The following is a 25,909-nucleotide window of genomic DNA, read 5'->3' on the forward strand; positions in this document are numbered from 1 at the left end:
TCTTAAGTTTAACATCTTTAAGATTTTTTAAGAATAATATTGAAGCGAAACATTATTGAAAATTAAATTTTAGCTTTGAAAAAATTAAATTAATATGAGAACGTTAGCTGTGGGAGATATACATGGAGGATTAAAAGGATTAATTCAGCTTTTAGATAAGCTACATTTAAAGCCTGATGATTCCTTAATCTTTTTAGGAGATTATGTTGATGGTTGGAGTGAAGCTGCACAAGTTATTGATTATATCATTGAATTGTCTAAAACACAATCTTGCGTATTTATTAAAGGTAACCATGATGTGTGGTGTGAGCAGTGGCTATCTACAGGTAATGTTAACGATGTTTGGTATCAACATGGCGGAAAAGAGACGATAGAAAGTTATAAGACTTTTAGTGAAAATCAGCGTAAAATCCATCTGTTATTTTTTGAACAAATGAAATTGTATCATATTGATGCTCAAAACCGGCTTTTTCTTCACGCTGGTTTTACCTCAATGCACGGAGTAAAAAAAGAATCTGATTATGCTAATTTTTATTATGATAGAACCTTATGGGAAATGGCCATGGCAATGGACGAATCTCTAAGTCCTGTATCAGAAAAATTTCCAAAGCGTTTTAAACATTATTCAGAAATTTACATTGGGCATACACCAACTATTAATTACAATATTGAAGTGCCTATTAACGTCGCTAACGTCTGGAATGTAGATACAGGATCCGCATTTACAGGTAAATTATCTGCAATAGATGTTGCTACTAAAGAAGTGTTTCAAAGTGATAAGCTTACAGATTTATATCCGGATGAATTAGGACGAAATAAAAAATAGCGATGAAAACAAGGTGCCTTAAAACATTTGCCCAACTCGTCGGTTCTACTCATTTATTCCATGCAATTAAGTGTTTATTATAAGATCACTTAACACACATACTTCTTGTAATAAGCTAACAAGTCATCAGCGGAGGCACCCAACCATTTTTTTACATAAATGGTCCAGAAGTGATATTGCAATGTCCAAACTCCATGTTTTCGGTACAGTCTTGCTGAGGTTTTAATTTTTTTATTGATGACCACATATTCATTTCGAGCGTAGAGTTCATTGATTAAGATATTGTCTTCATAAATAATGTAGTTTTCGTCATAACCACCAATGTCATTAAACAGTGTTTTGGTTATAAACTGACTCTGGTCGCCACCTCTGCAAGCACGCCAAGAAAATTGGGTAAACCAACTCGCTAATTGTAGCCACCAATGATTACTGTCAAATTGCAATCTAAAACAACCGGCTTTATTTCCTTTGTTAACTTCATTAATAATCAGTTGGTCAAAATTTTTTGGCGGAAACGAGTCGGCATGAAGAAAATATAAGATATTTCCTGTGGCATGTTTTGCGCCTAAATTCATTTGTTTGGCTCTGCCTTTTTTAGAATTAATTAAAAGAATTTTAGATTGATTTTGAAAGTCTGCACTTCGTTCAGTGTCTATAACATCGCTGCATAGTTGAACGTCAGTTCGAGTGAAATTCCTTTTTTTGAATTTTGTGTCGAGAACATTCTTATTAGCTTCTCGATTCAATTCTTCACGTTGTTCAGAATCACTCGAAGTGACGAAATCGCTAATAATATTTAAAGTTCCATCTGTACTTCCACCATCCACAACAATTATTTCCGAAATATTAGAAGCCGATACATTTTGTTTAATATGGTATAATAATTTACCAATAGTATCAACTTCATTTAAAACAGGAATAATAATACTTATCATAGAGCTATTTACGAAAAACTAGAGCATGTACTTTTAATCATTTAAATCCCAGTTGTAATCTTTAAAGCTTTTTTTAGCTGCACGTGAAATTTTTACATCCGAATATTGATTTAAGAAGTCTATTAAATCGCCATCATGTTCAAAATCTTTTTTAAACCATTTAAAGATTTTAGACAGTTTAATGTGGTCTTCTGAAATTTCATTTTTAGAAGCATCGTTTAAGAATTCTTTAGTCGCTTTTGTTAATTGTGTTTCTAAATTTGAAGCTGTAAAGGCTTCGTTCTGTAATTTCGGACAGGAAATAGAGGCACAAACTATCGCAAAATGAATACGAGGTTCGTTCATTTCTCTTAAAATCTTGTGCTCAATATTATTAAGATTTTGCCAAGTGCCGCCAAATTGCCAAAGGCGTTGATCCCAAGGATCTTTGATGTCTTTAATACTTTTTACAGGGTAATTTCTAAGAATTAAATCTATGGTAAGCGCGTTATAAGCATTTATCCAATAGGCTAGTTTTTCATTTTTAGACCATGTGTCATCAGGTAATGTTTCACTTAAATAATCGATGTAGACGTCAAATTCTGAATCGTTTTTTATGGCTTCATAATTCACATTTCCATTAATGGTAACATGCTTTTGTAAAATGGAATGCCATCTATTGTGCATGGATTCCTTATAATTTTCAGACTGCTTTGGTGGTTTAGGCGGCAGAGGAAGGTGAACTTCAACATTGTTGTCTTGATGTTTAATTGGGGTTTGAAAACCCAAACAAGACGATGTGAAAATAAGGGTGATAAGTAATGTTGATAGATAGTTCATCTTAGATGTTGTTAGGGTTGAGGTTTACGTTTTTGCTGAAATGCAGGATATGCCGATTGCCTAATAAAGTCTTTTGGAAAATTTTCATCATCATCAAAACCAAGTTCAATATCTCTACCATCGTGTGGAATATAGTCTGTCTTAAAAATGTAATCCCACAAACTGAGGGTAATGCCAAAATTCACACCAAAGCGTTCGCCTTTAGGTAATTCTTTTACATGATGCCAAATGTGCATTTTAGGATTGTTGAAAATGTATTTAAAGACGCCATAATCCCACCCCAAGTTGGCGTGATTTAAATGCCCAATAGTGATGTTAAAGAAATATACAATCGCTACATCTTGCGCATCAAAACCACCGATGATTGCCAAAGGAATATACAATAGTGACTTGTACACCACAGGTTCCATCCAATGGTAACGTAGATGTCCTGCGAAGCCCATTTCTTTGATGCTGTGATGTACTTTATGGAAGTTCCAGAGCCATTCAAAACGGTGTAAAAGTCGGTGTGTGTTCCATTGTACAAAATCAGAAACGATAAAAAGAATAAATAAGCCCAACCATCTAGGCAGTGCTTTAATATCGACTAACTGGAAACTAGAAACCGATAAACCAACCAGCCCTAAAACATCATTAAATGCTTCTGAAACTGTATTAGATAAGGCAATGAGTATAATAAGGTTTAATATGAAGAAATTGAAAAACATATAAAAAATGTCTAACCAAAAATCCTTTCTAAAAAGCGCTTGCTCTTTTCGCCATGGGAATGCAATTTCTAAAATCCAGACTAAAACTGAAATTAGAATAAGACCATAAAAATAGTTGTCCCAATGATTAAGGTCAATGAGTTCATATTTTAAATAATTCCAGTAATTGGAATAGGATTTGGTGAATATGTCTAGGTATTTTTCCATGCAACTTCCTGCGAAGGCAGGAATCTTATTTTTAATCCTGCAAGGTTTTAAAAACCTTGTAGGTATTGATTCTTTATTTTATTGGACATTTTATTAGACCTACAAGGTTTTTTGAAACCTAGCAGGTCTTCCTCAAAGGCTCTGTAGGATTGTCCGTATCTTGCCAACTTTTAAAGCGTCTTTATCAACTGCTTAAAAAGTGTAATCATATGTGGTTCTGCCTTTTCTGCCATAGCAATAATTTCAGAAATATCAACAGGTTTCAAGTTGTCTGGATCACATTCATCTGTTAACACCGAAACTGCAGCGACTTTGAGCTTAAGGTGATTAGCGACTATAATTTCGGGCACAGTACTCATGCCAACGGCATCTGCACCAATAGTTTTCAGCATTCTGTATTCTGCTCGTGTTTCTAACTGCGGACCAACCACTGAAGCATAAACTCCTTTGTGTAAGGTGATGTTTTGCGCTTTAGCAATACTTTCAAATTTTGAATTGATGTCTGCATCATAAGGTGCGCTCATATCTGCAAAACGTTCACCTAATTCAGACACTCCTTTAAAGGCTAAAGGCGAACCTCCTTGTAAATTTAGGTGGTCGTCAATAAGCATTAATTCTCCTTTTTTGAAATCTAAATTTACAGCTCCAGCAGCATTAGAAACTAACAACGTTTTAATCCCTAATTTTTCCATAATGCGAACTGGAAACGTAACATCTTGTAAAGTATAGCCTTCATAAATATGAAAACGACCTTGCATAACAACGACTTTTTTTCCGGCAAGATTACCGTAAATAAGTTTGCCTTTATGAAATTCTACAGTGGCTGTGGGGAAATTTGGAATGTGATTATAACTGGCTTCGGCTATAATGTCTATTTCATTAATTAATTGTCCCAAACCGGTTCCTAAAATGATGCCGATTTCCGGGTTGTCAAAACCTTTGCTTTGTAAATATTCTGTGCTTTCTGTTATCTGTTTAATCATTGAGTTGTTGTATTTTTTCTTGTAATTTGATATTCGATTTATAGAAATCTGAAGCAATTAAGTCTTCGTAAGTATCTATATCATTTAAAGTGTCTAAGGTACTAACGGAAACATTATTTTTCTGTAACTCTTGTAACGTTTCTGTTAATAAATGGGGTTGACTCCAAGGTTTATTTGTAAAAACGGAAGCTTCAAGCTGAGACATGCCTACTAAATAATAACCACCATCTTCCGCTGGTCCGAACACAACGTCATTAGCTTCTAAAGCCTTTAGACCATTCATAATATGTGTGGCATTAATATCTGGTAAATCGGAACCAATTAGTACTATTCTTTTATAACCGGCTTCAAAACCGTCTTTAAAAGCATTCATCATACGTTCGCCTAAATCATTTCCGTTTTGTACCGTTTTATAATCGTTTGGCCATTGCGATTCCACTACAGTATTAGAAAAATAAATACGTTTATCTATAGGTAATTGTTCGGTTGCGTTTTCGGTGATTTTAACCAATTCTGTGTAAACTTCAAAAGCTCCAAGATTGCCAATGGTTTTTGCGAGTCGTGTTTTTACAGTTCCTAAAGTGATGTTTTTTACAAACACAATTACGAGTGTATCAGTCATATATTTTATTTCCTTTTAATAGCCATTGGCTCCAATGATGAGAAAATGCATGTACATTTTCTGTTTCTCCTTCCTTATTATAAACTTTGAAATTAGTATTCTTCCATTCAAAAATACCACCAAATAAGTTGTATACGTTGGTGTAACCGTTCTTTTTAAGTTGCTCTGCGATATCTTCTGAGCGAATGCCCAACGAACAATACACCACAATAGTTGCCGATTTATTTGGTAATAAAGCTGTTGTGGCTTCTAAATTAAACGCTTCATAACCAACGTGTATGGCATTCTCTAAATGACTAACCTTAAACTCTGAAAGTTCTCTAGCATCTAGCAAAATAGCTTCCGTTTTTGGCATCGCTAATTCCTCTACAGAAATGTATGGTATATTTTCTTTATTATGCGTTTTTAAAAGTTCATGAATCGTTTCTTGGCTATGTCCCAGATAGCTTAAGAGTAAAAACGATAGGATAACAATTTTTTGCATGTGCTTTTAGTGTAAATAATTTACTTAACCTTACAGTAGTATGGTTTTTCCTTGTAATTGTTTTTCGGGTTCAGGTAAAATTTCCATGTTATCCCAAATACCAGAGACTATAGTTTTTGCATAAGATTCTGGTAATAATCCGTTTAACATCAGTTGATTTGTGCGTTTATAATTGTAATCTAATCTACGGAAATTTACTGTAGTCGATTGCTCGGAATCGTCCAAGATAGCATACCAAACACTAGGATTTCCGTCGTTGGCAGGCATACCAATAACGCCAGGATTAACCCAAAGTTTGTCGTCTTGTTGGTCTAAAAAAGGTAAACCACAATGTCCTGCAATGATGATATCACTTTTTGTGGCTGAAAAATTTTTAGCTTTTATGGACCAATCTGTAGATTTGAAAATAAATTCTGAAATATTAAAACAAGAACCATGAACAACCATCACGTTTTGATTCCCAATAGTAAAAGTAATATGGTCAGGAAGCGTTTCAAGATAATTTAAAGAATCCTTTGATAATTTACTTTTAGCATAAGGATACCATTGTTGGGAAAAATTATCACATCGTGAGCCTTCTCTAAAATCGCAGCCACAATCGTCTTCATCATCGCGCAATTGTATTTCTACATTGCCAACAATGCTTTTTGCGTTCCAGTTTTTAAACGTTTGAATGGTTTCTTCTGGCTGAGCACAGTACCCAATAATGTCGCCTGTACAAATACAATTTTCTGGCGGAATACCTTCTGATTCTGCTACAGCAATTAAAGCTTCTAGCGCTTGAAGATTACTGTAAACACCACCAAATAGTAATACTTTACCAGTTAAATGTCCTATGTCTGTTATTTTTTTATCCATAACATTTTCCACGAAAGTGGAAATCTCATTTTTTTGATTTCAACCATTTCGGAATGAAATATATAATATTACAACTTAAAATTCCCCAAATATTTACCCAAAGCAAGTCCGCATATTTACCTTGCGTGAAAATTAATGATTCAGGAAATACATTAAAAACCAGCAAGAACCCAAAAATTAATCCTGTGATAATACTCAAATAAAAACTGATTTTTGGGGCTTTCATTTTCCAGAATAGAAAAATTGGTGTTAAGCCAATAACCATAGTTCCAGAAATGGTGGTTGCAGATAAAATTTCGGCATTTAAAAATATGGGTAAGGTGCCTAAAATAGCAATGGCAGCCATGGAAGCACGTCCGAATGTGAGGTCTTTTACCATGCCTAAATCAATAACCAGTAATTTAGAAAATGACGAAAATGTAGAGTCTAATGTCGACGCTGCAGAGGTAATCATTATAAAATTAATAACTAAAAGAATAATAACACCGAATGCTTTACCAACTTGCACTGCTGCCTGACCAGTAAAGCCTTGTGTTTGTGCATAAACACCAATAATACTAAATAAAATAATACAAATAGCACCTAATAAACTTGCCCACAAAAAGCTTTTACGCGTGACTTTTGGCGAACTTATAAATGCTCTATCCGTTAAAACTGGGTCGTGAAAGGGATAACTGAAGGATTGAATAAAGGCAGCAAAAAATAAGTTTAAACCCAACTCAAAACTCCATGTACCTGATGACGTAACATCATTAATGGTAAAGGATTCCACTGAAAAGATTTTCCAAAGGATGACTAATAATAAAACACTAAATAAGACCATTTGAATCACATCTGTAAAAATGGAACTGCTTAAACCACCTTTAATCGCATAGGCTAAAGTTAAGGCTGTAAAAACCACAATGGCCCAATAATAATTTGAGCTTCCAATGTCTCCGAAATAACTTCCAATAACCATGGTGTTACTCCAAACTTCATTAAATAAACGAATAGCAATTAAAATTGAAAATAAAGCCATGGCACCTTTGCCGAATTTACTCGTTAGGAATTCATGAATACTCTTAAAACCACCAACAGTTCTAATTTTATAAATCAATACACCTGCTACAGCAAAAGATAAATAATAACCAGCATAAGCCACACCACCAACTATACCAAAGCTTAAGCCTAAATTGGCAGCATTGGTAATACTCTTGGCAAATATCCAAGAAATAATAAGGCTACCAGTAAGCACCAAAGCATTTGGCGCTTTCTTTTTATGAACGGCCTTGAAAAATTGGTCTGTAGTTTTAGCTAATGGCGAAAGCACAAAGAGCAAAACACTCGATGTGACTATTAAAAGCCATTGCCAGTCAATTATATCCATACGTTTTTATTCATTCCACCACACTGGCACATTTATACTATTGTTATCGGTTGCAGATGCAGCAAGACTATAATTTTCAAAATTTAAAGCTTCTTCTTCCGCAGGATAAGGCATTCTTACCGGAATTAAATCGTTGTTTAAACTCGCAGAAATGGTTCTTAATTCAGGGAAACCTGTTCTTCTAAATTCTATCCAACCTTCATAGCCATTAATCACATTGGCTATCCATTTTTGAGTTAAAATTTGCTCAATAGGATTAGACCCAAAAGCATTGTAAGCCGCAGGACCAGTTAAATAATCGGCTGGTAATTCTGTGTTCCAATATTCAAAAGCCAACGTAACTCCATTATTGTATAACGTTTGTGCATCTGCGGAAATTATGTTTTTGGCAGCCGCTTCTGCTAAAGCAAATTGCACTTCCCAAGCGGTAATAAAATTAGCGTCTAAAGTAGAGGTGTCTTCTCTAAAAGCAGTACTTGCTAACGAGTAATCGGCTAAGGCAATAGAAGTGGAAGACGCATCGATGCCATTTAATAATCCGTTATATTCATTTGTAGTTGAATTAGAAAACGGACGAAATAAACTTGAAATTCTAGTGTCGTTTAAATTTATTAAAATATCTTCCATTGTTTCAGATAACACGAAGTTGTTGAAATCTCCAATGCGTAATTGTGCTAATCTAAAACTGTTTGGGTCTGTATTTGTAAAGTTGAAAATAGCATTCTCACTGTTTGAAGTGATATAATTGCCTTCATCAAAAAGCGTTTGTAAATCATTAGATACATCTATTTTATCTGAAATACGAAGCAAATGTTTGATTTTTAAAGCGTTTGCAAATTTTACCCAAGCGTCTAAATCTCCATAAAATAAAATATCGCCTTCGAGTGGAATGGCATCCGAATAGGCTTCAATGGCAGCAATACCTTTATCTAAATTATTTAAAATACCGTTTTCATTCAGGTAAATATCTTCCTGTAAATCATAATTAGGTGTAACGGAACCTTCAATACCATTAAAGGCTTCAAAATACGGTACGTCTCCAAATAAATCAGTTAAACCAGCAGCCATATAGGCTTTTAAGATTAACGCAGGACCTTCGTAAACCGCAAAAGTCTCCACAGTTTGCGATTGCTTTAAAATGATTTCATTGTCTCTTAAGTTGGTATAAAATATAGGCCAAGGATTACCACCTAATTGTGGCGATTTTAAAGCATGTCTATCAAATAAATTAAAATCTAAAGCGGTTCTGTGTTGTGCTAATAAGTCGCCAGCCACAAAACCTTCGTAGCTCATGTTTTCGCCAAAATCATAAATCACTTGTCGCAGCAACAAACTCGGTTGTACTGAACTTGGCGAGTTAGGATTGGTATTGATATCTTCAAAATCTTTGGTACAGCTTATTGTAAAAATTAAACTTAAAATTGAAATGGTATATATAAATTTTTTCATCGTACTATTTTAGAAATTAAATCCGGCTTTAAAACCAATGCTTCGTGTTGTGGCATAACTCATATCTTCAACACCACTTACAAATCCGTTGCCTTGTACGGCTAATTGTTCTGGGTCAAAATGTGGATTTTCAGTAATGGCGAATAAATTATTTCCTACCAAAGACAGGTTTAAATCTGCACCTTCTTTTAAGCCTAAAAAGCCATCTTTAAAATTAAAGGTGTAACCAATGGCACATTGACGCAGTTTTAAAAATGACGCATCGTAAACATTGTTTTCTTCATGGTTTCTATCGTAAAATTGTCTGTAATAACTTTCTGCTGTAATGGCAACCGTATTTGCTGCACCAGTATTAACATTAACACCCTGTGCCACAATGCCGTCCTCTGGTCTGTAACTGGTTTCGGCTAGTTGGCCACCAACATTTCCTAAGGCGCGTGTTCTAGAAACGATTTCGCCTCCTTGTCGCCAATCGAATAAAAAGCTTAGGTTCCAATTTTTATAATTGAAATTGTTTCGCCATCCTAAAGTGAAATCTGGATTGTAATTTCCTAGCTTTTTTAAATTGTCATCAGCAATGTAATTCCCGTTATCATCAATTAAAAATTGTCCGTTATCATTTTTCTGATAAGCTGTTCCGTAGAAATCGCCAACACGTCCGCCTTCTTCCACTTGAAACCAAACGGTTTGGTTAGAACTATCATAAATTCTACTGTAAGCGAGTGTTAGGCGTCCATCAGATTGTGGTAAATCTTTAATCACTGAACGGTTTGTAGCGAAATTAAACGTGGTGTTCCAGTTAAAATTATCCGTTTGTATTGGTGTAATGCCTAAAATGATTTCTACACCTTGCATGTTTACTTTTCCGCCATTTACCACTTGCTGACTGTAACCTGAAGAAATAGCGACTGGTAACGAAATGATTTGGTCTTCGGTGTTGGCATTGTAATACGTAAAATCTAATCGTAATTTATTATCTAAAAAACGTAAATCGGTACCAAACTCATAAGAAGTGGTACGTTCTGGTTTTAAATTAGAATTAGGAATAAAATCTTGGTTGCTAAAGGTTGGCTCGCTATTGTAAGGCGTTTGCGATACAAAAGCGCCAGAAGTTTGGTACGCACTGGTATCATTTCCTACTTGGGCAATACTCGCTCTTAACTTTGCAAAAGAGAATATCCTTGGCAATTCCGTAACGTTAGATAAAATAAAACTCGACGATACAGAAGGGTAGAAGAATGATGTACCATCTACCGAAAATGGTGTTGCTAAAGCACTAGACCAATCATTTCGGCCTGTAATATCTAAAAACAGAAAATCTTTATATCCGAATTTTGTAATGCCATAAAATGAATTGATGCGTTTTTCACTTTCAAATTGAAACGTTTCAATGGGCGAAGCTGCATTATTGAGATTGTAAATTCCAGGTTGCGCCAAACTCACAGTTTGCGATTGATTTGTGGTTGCGGTTTGGTTAAGTCTATTGCCACCTAAAAACACATCCACAGAAAAGTCATTAAACTGATTTTTATAGTTGATTAAAAAATCGGTATTCACTTCTCTAAACATTACATCGTGCTCTGCATAAGCACCATTGCTAAAACGATTGCTACTATAAGCGCGTCTTAACTGACGCTTTTCTGTACTGTAATCCATTCCTGTTCTTAATGAAATACTTAGGTTTTTGGCTAATTCTTGAGTAATAGAAATGTTCCCAAAAATGCGGTCACGATTAAATGCATTGGTGTTTTCATTCAAGATAAAATACGGATTATCAAAAAACGTATAATTAAAAGAATATTGTTGCGTGCCTTCTAAACCAGGTTGCCAATAATCCTTTAAATTTTCAATATTTAAAGAACGTGGTCCCCAAGCCACAAGCGAATAATTGGCGTTTTCACTTCCGTAACCATTAGAAGGTCTGTTGTCGCTACTAGAATTTATATAACTAATAGACGCATTAATTTCGGTCTTTTCACTTGGATTAAAATTTAATTTTGCCGCAATGGTTTGTCTATCTAAATTAACACCAGGAATAATAGATTCACTTCTTAAATCTGTAAATGACAGTCGGTAGTTTCCGGAATCAAATCCATTAGAAACTGAAATGTTATTAATGGTTGTGGTCCCAGTTTGATAGAAATCTTTTAAGTTATCTGGATTTGAAATAAAAGGTGTCGCAGTAATGTCTAAACCGTTATAAAGTGCAGTGTCGCCACCTCTTACAACAGAACCATTTGCTAATTGCACAGGACTATCAAATTGCGGAATAAGTAAACCAGCATCTAAACGTGGTCCCCAAGAATAGGTAATATTATCGTTGATGCCACCACCAAGACCATCAACATATTCAAACTGACCAGAATTTCCTTGACCATAAGAATTTTGAAAATCAGGTAATCTAAAGGCCGAATCTACAAACAATGAGGTGTTGATACTAATGCCTAAGCCTCTTTTGTTACTACCATTTTTAGTGTTGATAACAATAACACCATTAGAGGCTCTTGTACCATACAAAGCTGCAGCACTTGGTCCTTTTAAAACGGTAACAGACGCAATATCATCCGGATTTACTTCCATACCACCATTTCCAAAATCAATTTCTTGAAATCCAGCAGCAGCTTCATTAGTAAAATTAAAAACAGTTTCGTTATTAATAGGTACACCATCTACCACAAACAAAGGATTGTTATTAGAAAAAGACGCTTCGCCTCTAATGGTAATTTTAGAAGACGACCCAACACCAGTTGCGCCTTTTGTAACGGTTACACCAGCCAATTTGCCTTGTAAGTTGTCTAAAAAATTAATGGTTTTTACCTCGTTTAAACTTTTTGAGGAAATCGCTTGTACAGCATAACCCAATTCTTTGGTATCGCGTTCTAAACCTAATGCTGTAATAACAACTTCATCTAAAGCCGCAGAATCTTCTTCTAAAGTAACATTAATTAGGGTTTGGTCGCCAACCACAATAGTTTGAGATTTAAAACCTAAAAACGAAAATGTAAGTGTATCTGAGTTAGACGAAACCACAATGTTGTACGTTCCATCGTCATTTGTTGTGGTGCCTAAACCTGTGTTTGATGTAATGTTTACAAACGGTAAAGGTGTTGCAGAAACCGCATCTGTGACGATTCCGGTAATTGTAATTTGAGCATTACTGAAAAAGCATAAGCATAGCAGTAAGCCTGTGTAAATGTGCTTCATATTAAGACCACAATGTGTGGCGATTTTTTTGAGATGTTTTGGTTTGAATGAAAAAATCGTGGGAATTAGAACAATTTAAATTCCCGTTTTAAATATGAAGTAAAATAGGCGAGCCTTTGTTATGGTGCTTTTTGAAAATTGATTTATCATGAAAAACAGCCGTAAAACTAGAGTTTGTTTGAATGGCTTTCCGAAGCTTTAAGAGTAACTTTTTTATCTTAAAATCTAACGGTTTGAAACTTTCTAAGATTAGCTCAAAATCCGAAGCATCATCGATATCTGATAAAGTTTCAAGATAAGCGGTTTTTATTTGTTGCTGTTGTAGTTCCGCATTTAAACAATGACGAAGTTGTTTGGTTTGCCAAGGTAAATTCTGAATTTTAGTGGTATTAAAATGCGTTTGTTTGAAACCCATTAAATAAAAACCACCATCCGTAGAAGGTCCTAAAACAACATCAGAATGATTTAGTTTGTCCTTTGCCTTTAATATATGATTGGCTGTAAGATGCGGTATATCATTACCAAGCGTAATAACCTGGTTAAAACCTTTGTTGTAAATGGCATCAATAGCATTTGTAAAACGCTCGCCAAAGGTGTTTCCTATTTGTTCTTTTTCAGAATAATGAAAATAAGGTAAACCTGTTTTTTCAACCGTTTTTACCGTTTTAGAATCTAGCAATTCAAAAAAATCAGCAGAAGCAACTGATGAAGACATCAATTCTTTTTCTGCAGAATTTGCAAAGATTAATATGGCGGTTTTTTTATTCATATGTCATTCCTACGTAGGCAGGAATCTAAATTTGTTTTAAGCAACAACACCTTGGCAGCTGCTTCCGGCACCTGCAGTACAACCATAGCAATGTTGTGAAATGACGATGTTTCGTCCTTCTAATAATTCTTCATTGAATTCTGAAATATGTTTAGACTTACTATTTACAGGCAATTCTAACATTTGGTTAAAATCGCAATCAAATAAATAGCCATCCCAACTAATGGATAGTGTATTAGTACACATCACATTTTTTACAGCAGCAGGATTATAAGCTTCAACCAACGAATACATATAATCTTCGTAGTTTTCTGAAGCGATTAAATAATCTAAGAATCGTGCGATAGGTAAATTAGTAATCGCAAATAGATTATGAAATTCAATACCAAAATCTTCCATTAAGGCCTTTTTAAAATCCTTTTCCATCGCAGCTTGGTCTCCAGGTAAAAAAGCGCCTGACGGATTGTAAACTAAATCTAATTTTAAATCGCTTCCTGGCATGCCATAACCAACCGCATTTAATTCTTGTAAGGCTTTAATAGATTTATCAAAAACACCATCACCACGTTGTTTGTCTGTTTTTCCACGTGTCCAGTGAGGCATAGAACTTACCACATGTACATTGTGTTTTTTAAAGAATTCAGGTAAATCGTAGTATTTTTTGTTCGCCCGAATTATGGTCAAATTAGAGCGTACAATGAAATCTTTAATTCCCGCTTTGGCAGCTTCCTCAACAAACCATCTAAAATCGGGATTCATTTCTGGTGCACCTCCTGTTAAATCTAAAGTATGTGCGCCTGTGTTTTTAATAACCTCAAGACATTGTCTCATGGTATCTCTAGTCATAATTTCCTTTCGGTCTGGACCAGCATCTACGTGGCAATGGTCACAAACTTGGTTACACATATAGCCAACGTTGATTTGTAGAATTTCAAGCTTTTTAGCTTTTAAAGGAAATTGACTCGTTTCGGAAATTTTGTTTTTAAACGTTGGTAATTCGCCATTCTGAAAAATACCATTAGAAAGAATCTCTATTTGTTTATTACTTTGTGCTAAATCGCTTCCTTGCTTTTTTAGGGATTTTGTTGCTGTCGCCATTAATCTATTTCGGGTTTTGAATGCTTGCTAATTAATTGAGTACTGGTTTTACCCCTTTTTGAAAATTAAAAGGGGCTTTTTTACCCATCTAGTTTATTAACCTTGTTCATCATTTGTACACCATGAACCAAGGTTGCACCACTTTTTATGGCAGCACCAACATGGATTGCTTCCATCATTTCTTCTTTGGTGACTCCTCTTTGAAGCGAATCTTTAGTGTAAGCGTCTATACAATAAGGACATTGTTCTGTGTGTGCTACAGCCAAAGCAATTAATGATTTTTCACGAGCGGTTAAAGCACCTTCTTCAAATACTTTTCCGTAATAGTCAAAGAATTTGTTTCCTAATTCCTCGCTCCATTCTGTAATTTTTCCAAATTTGCGTAAGTCCGCAGCATCATAATATGGTTTTGACATATGTTTGTATTTTGATTAAAAAAATCAATATACTACATTCTGTCGAAGTTAAATCTTAAAGATTACAGAATTTTGAAGAAAACTCTACAATTTAATAGGCTGTTTTATCAACTTTCTTGGTCCATTCCTGAAATGGTTCTAAAGCCACTTCTCTGGCTAATTGCTCAAAAGGGATACTTCTTTTCTCGTAAGGCAGGGGGATTTCTTTGTAAATAAATTCGTCATCAAAGCCAATATTAGCAGCATCTATTTGGTTACTTCCGTAGTAAACTTTATCTGGTCGTGCCCAATAAATAGCCCCTAAGCACATTGGGCAAGGTTCGCACGAAGTGTAAATTTCACAACCGTCTAATTGAAATGAATCTAAATTTTTACAAGCATCTCTAATAGCTGTAACTTCTGCATGTGCCGTTGGATCGTTAGTTGAGGTAACTTTGTTATTTCCTCGTCCTACAATTTTTCCATCTTTTACAACGACGCAACCAAATGGGCCACCTTCATTATTGTTCATACCTTTTAATGCCGCGTTTACGGCTTCTTTCATAAATTTCTTTTTATCTGTCATAGGTAATTAAAGTCTATTATTTAGTTTATAAGTATCAAATGGCTTTTTAAGTGCCAAAAGCGAATATAGAAAATCAAATAAATTTAAAACGAATAGCCAATGGCAAAATTTAATACGGAATCATCAATTCTAAAATTCCATCGGTCTCCTTCTTCTAAAGAAGGGTCGTGAAATGGTGCTGCTAAATCGAAACGAATCACAAATCCTTGCACATCAATTCTAAGTCCTACACCAGTTCCCATTCCTAATTCATTAATAAAATTAGAGGTGAATTTATCTTCTCCATTAAAACTCGGATTGGTTTTAGAATTCCAAACATTTCCTGCATCGGCAAATATAGCTCCTTTAAAGAATGAAAATATAGGGAAACGGTATTCTGCATTGGCCTCTAACCGAATGTTTCCGGTTTGATCAAAGAATGTACCGTCACTATCGGTATAATCATCTGAGTTATAGGTTCCAGGACCTAGTGAGCGAATGCTAAAGGCTCTTACACTATATGGTCCGCCTGAAAAATATTGTTTCACATATGGAATTACTTCCGAATTGCCATAAGGCATCCCATAGCCAGCAAATAAACGGGTGGCTATTGTTTGCGATTTGTTTTTTCCGAAATTGAGATGGAATCTAAAATCCATATCAGCCTTGGCATATTGTGCGTATTGTAATCCTAAGAAGGTTTTAGGTTCATCAGCGCCTTGATCTTTACTTAATAGACTAATGGAATTTCCGGCAACATCTATAGTGGTGTTGAGGTAAAATTGATTTGCATCGTTGCTGTCTACCATTTCATTATAAGTAAAGGAAAACGTTAAACCAGAAATAAACTGCTGATCGAAACTGAGTTCTAAATACGGGTTGTTGTCTAAAATGGCTTCAAATTCTGTACTCGTTTTTAGAAGTTGTGTGTAATTTACCGAAATCGGATTAAACTCGTAAGTAATGTAACGATTAGCATTCCATGCATAACCAAATAAAGCACTTCCAGATAATAGGGTGTATAATTTACTTCGACTTAAATAATCGACACCAAGGCTGGTTTTTGTTTTGGGTATAGAGTATTCAAAGAAGTCTTCATTAAAAGTATAAGGAAAGATAACTCTAGGGAAAATAAGTTCACTTTTTAGACCTAATTCCAAACTGCTGAGTCCGGCATTATCACCACTGCCAAATTGGGTTTCGTAACCAACATTTCCACTAATATTAAGTGTTTCTCCTCCTTTAAAAAGATTCCGGTTACTATAGGTTAAAGCGAGGTTTGGACCTGTGAAATTATTAGATTTTGTAACTGCTTGTAATTCGGCACGAACGGCACGTTTTGTTAAAGGCGACAAGTATATGTTGGCTTCTAAAACGCCTAAGCTATCCGTTAAAAGTGAATCTAATTCTTTATATTGAATATTAACATATTTGTAAGCTCCGATAGAGGATAAGCGCCTTGCTGTATTTTTTGAAGCAAGGGGGTCGTAAATGTCGTTTTCATTTAGAGTGATGTATTTGTCGAGATACTTTGGTTTAATAAAAAGCGTGTCTTGGTAATAGTTTTTTTCTTTAAAACGTTCTACCGACGTGTGCGTGGAATCTTGTAAATCGTAATTAGGAAAAACATTTATGCGACGTACTTGGTAAGGTACGGTCGCTTTTTGGGGTACTTCGGCTTTTAATTTTAAGAATAAATTGAACCGTTTATTATCGTACTGATTGGTGTCGGCTTCAAATGTGAAAAATTCGGAATTAAAATTATAGTACCCTTTCTTTTTTAAGATACCATCTATACGTTGACGCTCTAACTTCATATGTGAAAGGTCAAAGTTTGAACCTATTTTAAAAGGAGATTTTTTTATTTCTTTGGCAACCTCTTCATGGATTGGTGAAGGCATGGAATCTAATTGGTAACTCGCCATTTTGTACGGTTGTGCTACATTGATATTGTAATTTACGGATGCTTTTGTGTCACCTTCAACGATGGTTGAGCTTGCTGAGCTGTAAAAGAAACCTTTGTTTTCTAAACGGTTTCTTAAGATTTCTTCAACTTCAAAGGGTTCAACATCCGATTGGTAAATAGGTTTTTCTCCGATTTTTTTATTTAACCATCGATTTATAAATCCTGGATTTTCTTTTTGCGATTTGTAATAATAATATAACCCTAAATACATGCCCAAGAACTTTGAATTTGGTTCTGGTCTTAAAACGGTTTCTAATTCCGTTTTTAAATTCTTAGTATCTTGAACTGTTGAATCTGCTTCAATTTCAATTTTAGCACCTGTATATAATTTTTCGTCTTCAGGAATATATTTTGTAATACTGCAAGAGTATACCAATATCCCGAAGCTTAAGAGAGCGATACTATGTTTTAAAAATCGTTTCAAATTTAATGTTGTTTTTGTTCTATGCTTTGGTCTGTGTTAGCTGCTTTAGCTTCTTGTTTTTCTTCAGCTTCTTCTTGTTCTTTTTTGTTCTTTTTAGATCGTAAAATAGCCTCCCAAAGTTCACTGAATTGGTTAAATTCTTGCGTAAAGATTAGTCCTATGCCACTAACAATGGTTTGGCCATCAATTACGTTTTCAAATTCACTTTTTCTAAAGCCCTTTAATCGGTACCTGCCATCTTCAGTAATAGTGTATTCTAAACTGACGTTACCAATAATCGGTGTTTCTTCTCCCGTACTGCTACTGCCTTGCACGTCCACTTCGCTACCAACGCTTACCGTTAGTCTGTCGTTAAATAATTTTTTCTGAGCAGCAATATCCAACTGTGTGCGATCTGTTGGTGCATCTCCTTGATAATCGGTGTAGCTATTAAGTCCAAAATCGAGTTCTATGCCAGATTGACCTAATAATTTATCTGAAAATGAATTTAATTGGTCAGAGACAGCATCGTTTAAATTGTCTCTGGCAATGGTAGCGAAACCACCAGAACTACCATCGCTACCAGAATCTGGATAAAATCGATTAAGCACTAATAGTGAAAATACTTGACGATTAAGCTCGCCTTCTTGCTGGTTGACTTGTTGCACTCTACTGTAAACTTGGCCTCCAATAGCTCCTTGTTCTTCTTCTGGCATATCTAAACCAAAGGTTATTTTGGGTTGCAGTAATTCTCCATCGATATTAAGGTAAACATTAAACGGCAAGACTTGTTTAAATTTATTTTGAACAGAAGGGTCTGAACCCGAAATCTGAGAAGCCATTAATCCTGAAGCAGAGGTTTCAAGATTATAAATGGCGCGAACATCGAGTTCGGCATCAAGGGGATCACCAGACCAAGTAACACGACTTCCTGAAGCCATTAAAAATTTTCTGTTAACTAAATTGTATAAGTTCAGTTCGTAATGGCCATCTATTATTTCGTAAGAACCGGTAAGTGTAATACGACCGTTTGGCGTCATTGTAAAAAGAAGTTCACCTTCGCCAGATGCTTTAAAATTGTCTCCAGTTTCTTCGTCTAAGACCACTGTTACGGCTGCATTTTTACCAATATTAATTTGAGAAGAAATATCAAAGCCTTTTATTGTGGCTGTTTCTTCTTCCGTTTGCGTTAGAATAGCATCAGGATTTTCACGATTTACAAAAGTGACAACTCCATCGCGTTCTTCAATGCTTGCTACTGAAGCAGGCATAACGTAAGTGAAATCGGTATCAGAACCTATAGTAAGTTTGGCATCTAATTTAGGGATTTGTAAATCGCCCGTAAGTTTGGCGTTGGCATTAAAAGAGGCTTTGCCATAAAAATTCTCATTATCTTCTTTAGTGGCATTTAAAACCTGAAAATTTGTAGCTTTTACATTGAGATCAAAAGTTGGATTTACAAAACGTTCTGTACCTACCGTTCCAGAGAGTACCAAGGCATTTTTATTTTCATCTTTAATGGTGAAATCCGTCATGGATAGACCTGCATTGTTAATGTTCAATTTTTCATCAGCCATACTAAATTCAGAGTTGAGTTTGGCAATATTAAATGTGGCATCTTTGAAGTTTAAAAAACCATTGTACTGTGGATCTGCAGTGGTGCCAGTAACCTTAAAATTACCGGTGAAATAACCTTCTCCTTCTTTTACTTCACCCAATGAAAGGGTATTGAGTGCTTTCATCTTAAATGTATTAATATCTAAATCGAGATCGAGGTTTGCAGATTTACCAGTTACCGTATAGTCACCTGCGAGATCAAAATCGATATCACCACCTTTTAAACCTGCATTAAAAGCATAATTATTTGTTTCTATAGAATTTCCGTTAAGACTAAAAGTGCCTAAATTTGTATCTAATAATTCAAATTCTTCAATATTAATATTGGCTAGAATCCCAGTGTTTCCAAAAGGATTTTCTAAGATAAAATCACCATTTAATCTACCGTTGGCTAGTTCAGATGTTGGACTTAAGTAATTAAAAACTTCGTTGATATCAAAATCTTCAAAGGTTATGGCGACATGTTGATTTTCAATACGTTCTAACTGGTCTGTTAGAGTGATGGACTGACTGTTTTTTGTGATTTTAAAAGCGTTAAATTCTAAATGCTTATCAGTTATAATCATTTCATTCTCTTGAGGAATGGTCCATGGTTCTTTATTTAAAATTAAATTTTCAGGATTTACAGTAAATGCTAAACGATCACGATTTCCTGTGAGTTTTGTGTTGACGTTCAGTAATTGTTCATCGTCATGATAACCTAAAAAATCTAAAGCTAATTCATGATCTGATTGTTTCCCTTTAATAATTGTTTTAGGCACGTCTAAAGGACCAGCATTAATATTTTTAAAGCCAAGATTGAAATTGAAATTATCTTTATCGGTATCCATGGAAAGTACAAGACTATCTATAGTATTACCACTATAATTAAAGTGCGGAGCTGTGATATTTGCCGTTAGTAAACGGTCTCTTTCTTTAAAATCTATGGCTACATCAATGGTGTCTAAATCTTGTACATTGACTAAAAACACATCATTGAGTAATGGAGATTCAGAAATTTTCCCCTTAAGTTTTAGGTTAACGAAATCTGTTATGGTATCAGACACGGCTTCATCTCGGTAAAAATAACTTAATACATGCCGTTTTAAAGCTTTGCTAAAGGTTTGTGGATTGGTGTTAGATTCTAAGTTTAAATGAACCATTTTATTAGTTAATGCCACAGATGTCGTATCGTTTGCTACAAATGCGGAAGCGTCAATTTCACCAATTAAATAACTATTGTTATCGTACACAACCACACCGTTATCTACTAAAGCATTGGCATTGTAGCGGTCTCCGTTACCCTTAAATTCTGCATTGATGTGCATGGCTGTTTTAACATTTCTGCTCATCAAACCTAAAGCTTGTAAGTTGGCACCTATAATGTCCACTTCTAATTTTGCTTCAGGTTGTATAGAGTCTAAAACCACTAAAGCATTGAGCGTCGCATTGAGATTATCATCCTTATATTGAGAGTTGATGGTACCATTACCATTTTCAACGTTACCATTGATATTTAGATTTTTAATAGCGTAATCGTTCAATTGAAATTCCGAGATTTTAGCTTCTAAATCGGCATTTAAAGTGTTTAAGGTACTTCCGTTTCCTTGCGATTTTAGGGTGAGGCTTAGGGAGCCAAGTTGTGGGTTATTTAAAAGTTCATCTAGTTTATAGTTCTCAATGGCAACGTCGGCATTAAAAGCGATATTATTTGTGTTTTGATATCTGCCATCTAACGTAGCTACACCTTGTGTGGTGGTTAATTTTGCTGTAGTTGAAATAGCCTTGAGCGTACCTTCTATTTGAGCGGTAAACCGAACATCTTTAGGTAAATGGACACCCAAATCTGTTTCGTTAAAAAATTGAATTAAATCAGTGCGTTTTGTGATTGCTAAAAACTGTGGAATGTTTAATTGTAATATTTCGGTGTTGGTTACATTTTGAAGGGTTCCTTGGGTGGTAATTTTAGTGGCATTTCCCCAATTTAATTCCGCATTTGTTAAGTTAATAGCGGCCAAAGTGCCTGAGGCGTTAATGTTTCCTTTGAGTGGTTTTTTGCTTAAAGTGTTGAGGTAAGTATTGTTTTTTAAATTGGGTTGAAACTTAAATAGTTCCGAGAATGAAAGCTGAAATGATGGGAGATTTAGTGCAATCTTAGTCGTTTCAGGGGATTCTATAAAAGTTGAAAGAGATTGGTAATCTAAATGGACATAACCAGAAATCGCATTTTTATTGAGTCGGAAGTCTAAATCATTCAAGCGCATACGCTCGTCTGTGGCTTTAAAATTAACCGCCAATTGATTTAGGTATAAGCCTGAAAATTCCTTAAAACTTAGTTGCTCTAAATTTAAAGTTGCACTTTTATCTTGTAATGCGATGGCTTTAGCTTGAAGCGTAAAATTTGAAAGTGCAATGGCATTTGGATTGAACACTTCTTTTTGAGCTTCGGCCTCTCCAACGGCATAATTAATTTGATTGTTTTCAAAATCAATTTCCGCGACATTGAGCTTTAGTTGTGGCCATTCAAAACCAGAAGTATTGGTTTCTGATGTAGTGGTGACGTCTTCGGTTCTCTGTGTGATACCATTGATTTTAAACTCAGTATTTAAAGACACTTTAGAATTTTTAAGCGTGATTCTATCGAGATTAAATTCACTATTAACTAAATTAATTAGTGGTGATGTGGCTTCAAATTCTGAGATGGTAACATCTGCAATTAATTGACCTGGTTGGGATTCGTAATACGCTACAACGTTGTTTAAGGCAATATTTTCAACTGATAATTGCGGTAATGGACCGTTAGATGAGGTAGTATCAATTGCAACAGGTTTTTGAATAAATTTAATATGCGCGTCGTTAAGTTCAATAGCTGAAGCATCAAAAATCATAGCTTCAATATTGGTGGTTTTCATATCAGCATTAAAGTGGCCAATTTTAAATCTAGAATCAATTCCTGTGACAGCATCGTCATAAACCACATCAAAATTATTGAAATTTAACTGACCCAAAACTAGGTTTAATGGAGTAGAGGTGGTGTCTTTTTCAACTTTGGTAGTGTCTGAGGTTGCAAATGCATCAATTAAAAATTGAAAATTAAAACCTTCAATACTATCTTTTCTAATGACATTGGCGCGCAATCCATCCCAATTTAAAGCATCGACTCCAATACCATTACCACTTATAATTTTAAAAAGCGGAATGTTTGCTTCGAGTGATTTAGAATAAATTAAAGTGTCTCTTTTTTTGTCTTCCAGGTATAAACCATCAAGTTGTAAGTCACCGTCAAATGTAATAAAGAGCTTTTCTATAGCTACTTTGGTTCCTGTTTTATCTGAAATAAAATTTACAGCTTTATTTACAATGATACGTTGTCCCCAAGGACTGCGGACAAAAAGTACGACCAACAATAAAAACAGCAAAATACCGAGCAGAATACGTAAGGTTCTGCGTAACCAACGAAATTTTCGCTTTTTAGGTTTTGGGGATGCTGTGTTTTCGGTCATCTTAAATTCTCAAAGATATACGTGTAAAAGTATTATAATTGTCTTTATTGCTAATAATATTAACGCTCTCGAGTTAATTTTTAACTAAATATAAGAAGTAAATTGAAGAGTGAATTTGGTATGACAAAAAAAAGCCGAACTCATTGTCCGGCTTTTTTTTTGTGATAAGTTAAATCTAAGGAAATCTACGCCACTTGTTGTTTTAATGCGGTATTAGATTTTGATACACTAGAAAAAATAGGTTTTAGAAAGCGCGCTAATTGATCAAACTCTATTAAGAAGGCATCGTGACCATGCACTGATTTAATTTCGTGAATACTGATGTTATCTTTAACGCTTTTTAAATCCACATAGGTATTCCAATTTTCATCGGCTTTAAAAAACAAATCCGAATTAATTGTAATGATATGAATGTCGCTCTCGATTTTTGAAGCCACATCTAAAAAATGTGTTCGGTCTCTAGTGATATCTATCGTTCTTAAAATTTGATTCATCAGTTTATATGCGCTTACCTGAAAACGATTTTCTAAAGCCTTACCATGATAGCTCAACCAAGATTCTATATTAAATAAGTTACTAGATGCTTTGGTGCGTTCAAATTTTTGGGTTAATGATTCGGGTGTGCGATACAAGGTCATGGCATGCATTCTTGCATCGGCTAAGGGTTGCGCGGAGTTGTTTAATATGGCATCTTGAATATGGCAATTGGCAATTACCCAGTCGGTCGATTTCCAGTCTGTTGCAATAGGTATTACATGTTGAATTAATTGTGGTTGTAGTACTGCTAATTCCCATGCAATGCCCCCTCCAACAGAGCCTCCAACAACGGCAAATAATTTTTTAATTTCGAGTTGAGCAATAGCTAATGCCAATAAATTTGCCACATCTCTAGCCGTAAAATCTTTATAGTTTTCTATAAGTTGTGTTGGATCGTTGTCATAGCCATTACCTAAAATATTAAACGCTAAAATGGTGTATGTGTTAGTGTCTATGCATTTATGGTCTCCAACAATATCATTCCACCAACCATGTTCGCCAACTACATTTGAGTTTCCGGTCAGGGCGTGGTTTATCAAAACGATAGGTGCTGAATGCAAAGGTTTGCCAAAAGTTTGGTAAGACAATTTTGGACTAATTGTCTTACCACTTTCGGTTGTGTAATTACGAATTGAGATATACTGTAAGTCTATCATAACAATTTGATTATATAGCCGTATATTCTTTTTCTACGGACAGTTTTATAGGAGTTACCTGCTGTAAATTGTCATTTACAGGACAGCGATCTTCGACAATCTGAAGCCATTTGGTTAAGACTTCAATGCTGGCGTCAGTCTCAGGAATAAGGTTGAGATTAATGCTTTTAAAGCCCGCACGTTCTTTGGTAGCGGTGCCTAAAAACCGATCAGGATTTAATTCACCTGAAACCTCAATTTTTAAACGTTTTATTTTGAAACCTAATTCTTTTGCTACAAGGTGGCCAACAACATTAGCGCATCCGGCAAAACCTGCTAAGATGTATTCTACAGGGTTAGCACCTTCATCTGTTCCTCCTAAAGCTTCTGGTTCATCTACAACTAATGAAAATTGTCTTGTTTTAGCTATAAATTGAGTAGCAGAAGTACTGTCTCCTACTACTGAGAATTTTAAATCACTCATGTTTTTTTATCTGTTAAGTGTTGAAAACAATAAAATAGATGCCTTTATGGATTAAAGACATCCATTTTTCATCACAATTTAAATTTAGTTTTGAAGTGCTTTTTTCTGATTAACTACAGCAAAAGCTTCTTTTAAATCGGCTTTCAAGTCTTCAATATTTTCAATACCTACAGACAAACGAATTAAGTCTTTTGTGACTCCGGTAGTTTCTTGTGCATCGTCACTTAATTGTTGATGCGTTGTACTTGCTGGATGAATAATTAGAGATTTTGTATCTCCAATATTTGCTAATAGAGAGAATAATTTGGTGGTATCTGCAATGGTTTTTGCAGCTTCATAACCACCAATGGCACCAAATGTTACGACGCCACTTTGACCTTCAGGTAAATACTTTTTGGCTAAGCTGTGATATGCACTGCTTTCAAGTCCTGGGTAATTTACCCATTTTACTTCAGGTTGTTCTTCTAACCATTTGGCGAGTTCGAGAGCATTTTCGCTATGTTTTTTAATACGAAGTTCTAAGGTTTCTAAACCTTGAATAATTTGAAATGCGTTAAATGGGCTTAACGCACCACCATAATCTCGTAAACCTTCTACTCTAATTTTAGCGATAAATGCAGCGGCACCAATGGCTTCACTATAGACCAATCCGTGGTAACCCGCTGATGGTTCTGTGAATTCTGTGAATTTTCCATTGGTCCAGTCAAATGTACCAGCATCAATGATAACCCCTCCAAGAGATGTTCCGTTTCCAGAAATGTATTTGGTTAAGGAGTGAATAACGATGTTAGCACCATATTGTATTGGGTTTAATAAATAAGGTGTTGCAACCGTATTGTCTACTATTAACGGTACTTTGTGTGCTTTAGCTCCAGAAGAAATGGCCTCGAGATCTAAGACATCTAATTTTGGATTTCCTAAGGATTCTACAAAAAAAGCTCTTGTGTTTTCTTGTGCCGCTTTTTCAAATTCTTCAGGATTTGAAGCGTCTACAAAGGTTGTTGTAATACCGTGTCTTGGTAAAGTGACACTTAGTAAATTGTATGTGCCACCATACAAACTACTCGATGCTACAATATGATCTCCTGCTCTTAAAAGTGTAAGGAGTGTGGTAGCGATTGCAGAGGTTCCTGAGGCTGTTGCTACAGCTGCAATACCACCTTCTAAAGCCGCTAAACGTTGCTCTAAAATATCGTTCGTAGGGTTGTTTAAACGGGTGTAAATGTAGCCAGGAACAGAAAGGTTAAATCGTCCTGCGGCATCATCCGAGTCATTAAAAACATACGATGAAGTTTGGTAAATAGGAACAGCTCTTGTACCTGAAGTTTGACTAACGTCGTGTCCTGCGTGCAACGCTTGTGTTGCAAATTTTTGTGTACTCATTTTTCTAAGTTTTTGAGTTAATAAAAGATTAAACCAAAAGCCAAATAAGCCTCGTTAGAAGCGAACTTAATAGAAAAATATTATAAAGAAAATGCTAATTACAGATGGGTAATTA

20 protein-coding genes are annotated in these 25,909 nt (G+C 35.1%); 1 reads left to right on the top strand and 19 read right to left on the bottom strand.

Translation table 11 applies throughout. The annotated features are described in order from the left end of the window. Positions 1 to 94 precede the first annotated feature (94 nt). The gene (locus C8N41_RS05295; protein WP_115838457.1) at positions 95 to 826 is read left to right on the top strand and encodes a metallophosphoesterase family protein; all 732 of its coding nucleotides are present in this window, start codon (positions 95 to 97) and stop codon (positions 824 to 826) included. 89 nt (positions 827 to 915) lie between these two features. On the opposite strand, the gene C8N41_RS05300 is transcribed toward C8N41_RS05295, so the two are convergent. The 19 genes from C8N41_RS05300 to C8N41_RS05390 form a co-directional block, all read right to left on the bottom strand. Next, positions 916 to 1,761, bottom strand: a complete 846-nt coding sequence (locus C8N41_RS05300; RefSeq protein ID WP_115838458.1) for a TIGR04283 family arsenosugar biosynthesis glycosyltransferase — start codon at positions 1,759 to 1,761, stop codon at positions 916 to 918. 33 nt (positions 1,762 to 1,794) lie between these two features. Further along, complete coding sequence (locus tag C8N41_RS05305) at positions 1,795 to 2,580, bottom strand: DUF547 domain-containing protein (RefSeq protein WP_115838459.1); 786 nt, start codon at positions 2,578 to 2,580, stop codon at positions 1,795 to 1,797. A gap of 11 nt (positions 2,581 to 2,591) precedes the next feature. Beyond that, positions 2,592 to 3,494, bottom strand: coding sequence for a sterol desaturase family protein (locus C8N41_RS05310; protein WP_115838460.1), 903 nt, complete (start codon positions 3,492 to 3,494; stop codon positions 2,592 to 2,594). 170 nt (positions 3,495 to 3,664) lie between these two features. Continuing rightward, entirely contained in the window at positions 3,665 to 4,477 is an 813-nt protein-coding gene (locus tag C8N41_RS05315) for a purine-nucleoside phosphorylase (protein WP_115838461.1), read from the bottom strand. Beyond that, positions 4,470 to 5,099 carry a TIGR04282 family arsenosugar biosynthesis glycosyltransferase gene (locus C8N41_RS05320; protein ID WP_092445031.1) on the bottom strand — a complete coding sequence of 210 codons (630 nt, stop codon included), beginning with the start codon at positions 5,097 to 5,099 and terminating at the stop codon, positions 4,470 to 4,472. Before C8N41_RS05320 ends, C8N41_RS05315 begins: the two co-directional genes overlap by 8 nt. After that, positions 5,092 to 5,583, bottom strand: coding sequence for a rhodanese-like domain-containing protein (locus C8N41_RS05325; protein WP_092445029.1), 492 nt, complete (start codon positions 5,581 to 5,583; stop codon positions 5,092 to 5,094). The genes C8N41_RS05320 and C8N41_RS05325 overlap by 8 nt, the downstream gene beginning before the upstream one ends. A 30-nt stretch (positions 5,584 to 5,613) precedes the next feature. Further along, entirely contained in the window at positions 5,614 to 6,441 is an 828-nt protein-coding gene (locus C8N41_RS05330) for a metallophosphoesterase family protein (RefSeq protein ID WP_115838804.1), read from the bottom strand. Positions 6,442 to 6,466: 25 nt separating this feature from the next. Then, positions 6,467 to 7,807, bottom strand: coding sequence for a sodium:solute symporter family transporter (locus tag C8N41_RS05335; RefSeq protein WP_115838462.1), 1,341 nt, complete (start codon positions 7,805 to 7,807; stop codon positions 6,467 to 6,469). A 6-nt stretch (positions 7,808 to 7,813) separates the two neighbouring features. Continuing rightward, complete coding sequence (locus tag C8N41_RS05340; protein WP_115838463.1) at positions 7,814 to 9,256, bottom strand: SusD/RagB family nutrient-binding outer membrane lipoprotein; 1,443 nt, start codon at positions 9,254 to 9,256, stop codon at positions 7,814 to 7,816. Positions 9,257 to 9,265: 9 nt separating this feature from the next. Next, entirely contained in the window at positions 9,266 to 12,460 is a 3,195-nt protein-coding gene (locus C8N41_RS05345; protein WP_115838464.1) for a SusC/RagA family TonB-linked outer membrane protein, read from the bottom strand. Positions 12,461 to 12,548: 88 nt separating this feature from the next. After that, on the bottom strand, positions 12,549 to 13,229 hold the full coding sequence (locus tag C8N41_RS05350; protein WP_115838465.1) for a TIGR04282 family arsenosugar biosynthesis glycosyltransferase: 681 nt from the start codon (positions 13,227 to 13,229) through the stop codon (positions 12,549 to 12,551). 36 nt (positions 13,230 to 13,265) lie between these two features. Next, positions 13,266 to 14,327: an arsenosugar biosynthesis radical SAM (seleno)protein ArsS gene (arsS, locus tag C8N41_RS05355; protein ID WP_115838466.1), complete on the bottom strand. Its 1,062-nt coding sequence runs from the start codon at positions 14,325 to 14,327 to the stop codon at positions 13,266 to 13,268. A gap of 80 nt (positions 14,328 to 14,407) precedes the next feature. After that, a complete protein-coding gene (locus tag C8N41_RS05360; RefSeq protein ID WP_092445017.1) occupies positions 14,408 to 14,743 on the bottom strand; it encodes an arsenosugar biosynthesis-associated peroxidase-like protein in 336 nt (111 codons plus the stop codon). 91 nt (positions 14,744 to 14,834) lie between these two features. Continuing rightward, positions 14,835 to 15,308 (bottom strand): nucleoside deaminase, encoded by a 474-nt coding sequence (locus C8N41_RS05365; RefSeq protein WP_115838467.1) that lies wholly within the window; start codon positions 15,306 to 15,308, stop codon positions 14,835 to 14,837. 83 nt (positions 15,309 to 15,391) lie between these two features. Further along, positions 15,392 to 17,677: a translocation and assembly module lipoprotein TamL gene (gene tamL, locus C8N41_RS05370; protein WP_249033244.1), complete on the bottom strand. Its 2,286-nt coding sequence runs from the start codon at positions 17,675 to 17,677 to the stop codon at positions 15,392 to 15,394. 2 nt (positions 17,678 to 17,679) lie between these two features. Next, positions 17,680 to 22,755 carry a translocation/assembly module TamB domain-containing protein gene (locus tag C8N41_RS05375; RefSeq protein WP_115838469.1) on the bottom strand — a complete coding sequence of 1,692 codons (5,076 nt, stop codon included), beginning with the start codon at positions 22,753 to 22,755 and terminating at the stop codon, positions 17,680 to 17,682. A gap of 185 nt (positions 22,756 to 22,940) precedes the next feature. Next, positions 22,941 to 23,948, bottom strand: a complete 1,008-nt coding sequence (locus tag C8N41_RS05380; RefSeq protein ID WP_115838470.1) for an alpha/beta fold hydrolase — start codon at positions 23,946 to 23,948, stop codon at positions 22,941 to 22,943. 10 nt (positions 23,949 to 23,958) lie between these two features. Then, positions 23,959 to 24,411 carry an OsmC family protein gene (locus tag C8N41_RS05385; RefSeq protein ID WP_115838471.1) on the bottom strand — a complete coding sequence of 151 codons (453 nt, stop codon included), beginning with the start codon at positions 24,409 to 24,411 and terminating at the stop codon, positions 23,959 to 23,961. 84 nt (positions 24,412 to 24,495) lie between these two features. Beyond that, positions 24,496 to 25,794: an O-acetylhomoserine aminocarboxypropyltransferase/cysteine synthase family protein gene (locus C8N41_RS05390; RefSeq protein WP_115838472.1), complete on the bottom strand. Its 1,299-nt coding sequence runs from the start codon at positions 25,792 to 25,794 to the stop codon at positions 24,496 to 24,498. Positions 25,795 to 25,909 lie beyond the last annotated feature (115 nt).

Source organism: Winogradskyella sediminis (assembly GCF_003387355.1).
GTDB lineage: Bacteria > Bacteroidota > Bacteroidia > Flavobacteriales > Flavobacteriaceae > Winogradskyella > Winogradskyella sediminis.

What these genes read in the sequence shown, in the direction of transcription:
- C8N41_RS05305 (WP_115838459.1), bottom strand. Translation starts at nt 2,580, where the DNA reads ATGAACTATCTATCAACATTACTTATCACCCTTATTTTCACATCGTCT.
- C8N41_RS05345 (WP_115838464.1), bottom strand. Translation starts at nt 12,460, where the DNA reads ATGAAGCACATTTACACAGGCTTACTGCTATGCTTATGCTTTTTCAGT.
- C8N41_RS05380 (WP_115838470.1), bottom strand. Translation starts at nt 23,948, where the DNA reads ATGATAGACTTACAGTATATCTCAATTCGTAATTACACAACCGAAAGT.
- C8N41_RS05330 (WP_115838804.1), bottom strand. Translation starts at nt 6,441, where the DNA reads ATGGATAAAAAAATAACAGACATAGGACATTTAACTGGTAAAGTATTA.
- C8N41_RS05350 (WP_115838465.1), bottom strand. Translation starts at nt 13,229, where the DNA reads ATGAATAAAAAAACCGCCATATTAATCTTTGCAAATTCTGCAGAAAAA.
- C8N41_RS05320 (WP_092445031.1), bottom strand. Translation starts at nt 5,099, where the DNA reads ATGACTGATACACTCGTAATTGTGTTTGTAAAAAACATCACTTTAGGA.
- C8N41_RS05365 (WP_115838467.1), bottom strand. Translation starts at nt 15,308, where the DNA reads ATGACAGATAAAAAGAAATTTATGAAAGAAGCCGTAAACGCGGCATTA.
- C8N41_RS05310 (WP_115838460.1), bottom strand. Translation starts at nt 3,494, where the DNA reads ATGGAAAAATACCTAGACATATTCACCAAATCCTATTCCAATTACTGG.
- C8N41_RS05340 (WP_115838463.1), bottom strand. Translation starts at nt 9,256, where the DNA reads ATGAAAAAATTTATATATACCATTTCAATTTTAAGTTTAATTTTTACA.
- C8N41_RS05315 (WP_115838461.1), bottom strand. Translation starts at nt 4,477, where the DNA reads ATGATTAAACAGATAACAGAAAGCACAGAATATTTACAAAGCAAAGGT.
- C8N41_RS05325 (WP_092445029.1), bottom strand. Translation starts at nt 5,583, where the DNA reads ATGCAAAAAATTGTTATCCTATCGTTTTTACTCTTAAGCTATCTGGGA.
- C8N41_RS05360 (WP_092445017.1), bottom strand. Translation starts at nt 14,743, where the DNA reads ATGTCAAAACCATATTATGATGCTGCGGACTTACGCAAATTTGGAAAA.
- C8N41_RS05375 (WP_115838469.1), bottom strand. Translation starts at nt 22,755, where the DNA reads ATGACCGAAAACACAGCATCCCCAAAACCTAAAAAGCGAAAATTTCGT.
- C8N41_RS05295 (WP_115838457.1), top strand. Translation starts at nt 95, where the DNA reads ATGAGAACGTTAGCTGTGGGAGATATACATGGAGGATTAAAAGGATTA.
- C8N41_RS05390 (WP_115838472.1), bottom strand. Translation starts at nt 25,794, where the DNA reads ATGAGTACACAAAAATTTGCAACACAAGCGTTGCACGCAGGACACGAC.
- C8N41_RS05385 (WP_115838471.1), bottom strand. Translation starts at nt 24,411, where the DNA reads ATGAGTGATTTAAAATTCTCAGTAGTAGGAGACAGTACTTCTGCTACT.
- C8N41_RS05300 (WP_115838458.1), bottom strand. Translation starts at nt 1,761, where the DNA reads ATGATAAGTATTATTATTCCTGTTTTAAATGAAGTTGATACTATTGGT.
- C8N41_RS05335 (WP_115838462.1), bottom strand. Translation starts at nt 7,807, where the DNA reads ATGGATATAATTGACTGGCAATGGCTTTTAATAGTCACATCGAGTGTT.
- arsS (WP_115838466.1), bottom strand. Translation starts at nt 14,327, where the DNA reads ATGGCGACAGCAACAAAATCCCTAAAAAAGCAAGGAAGCGATTTAGCA.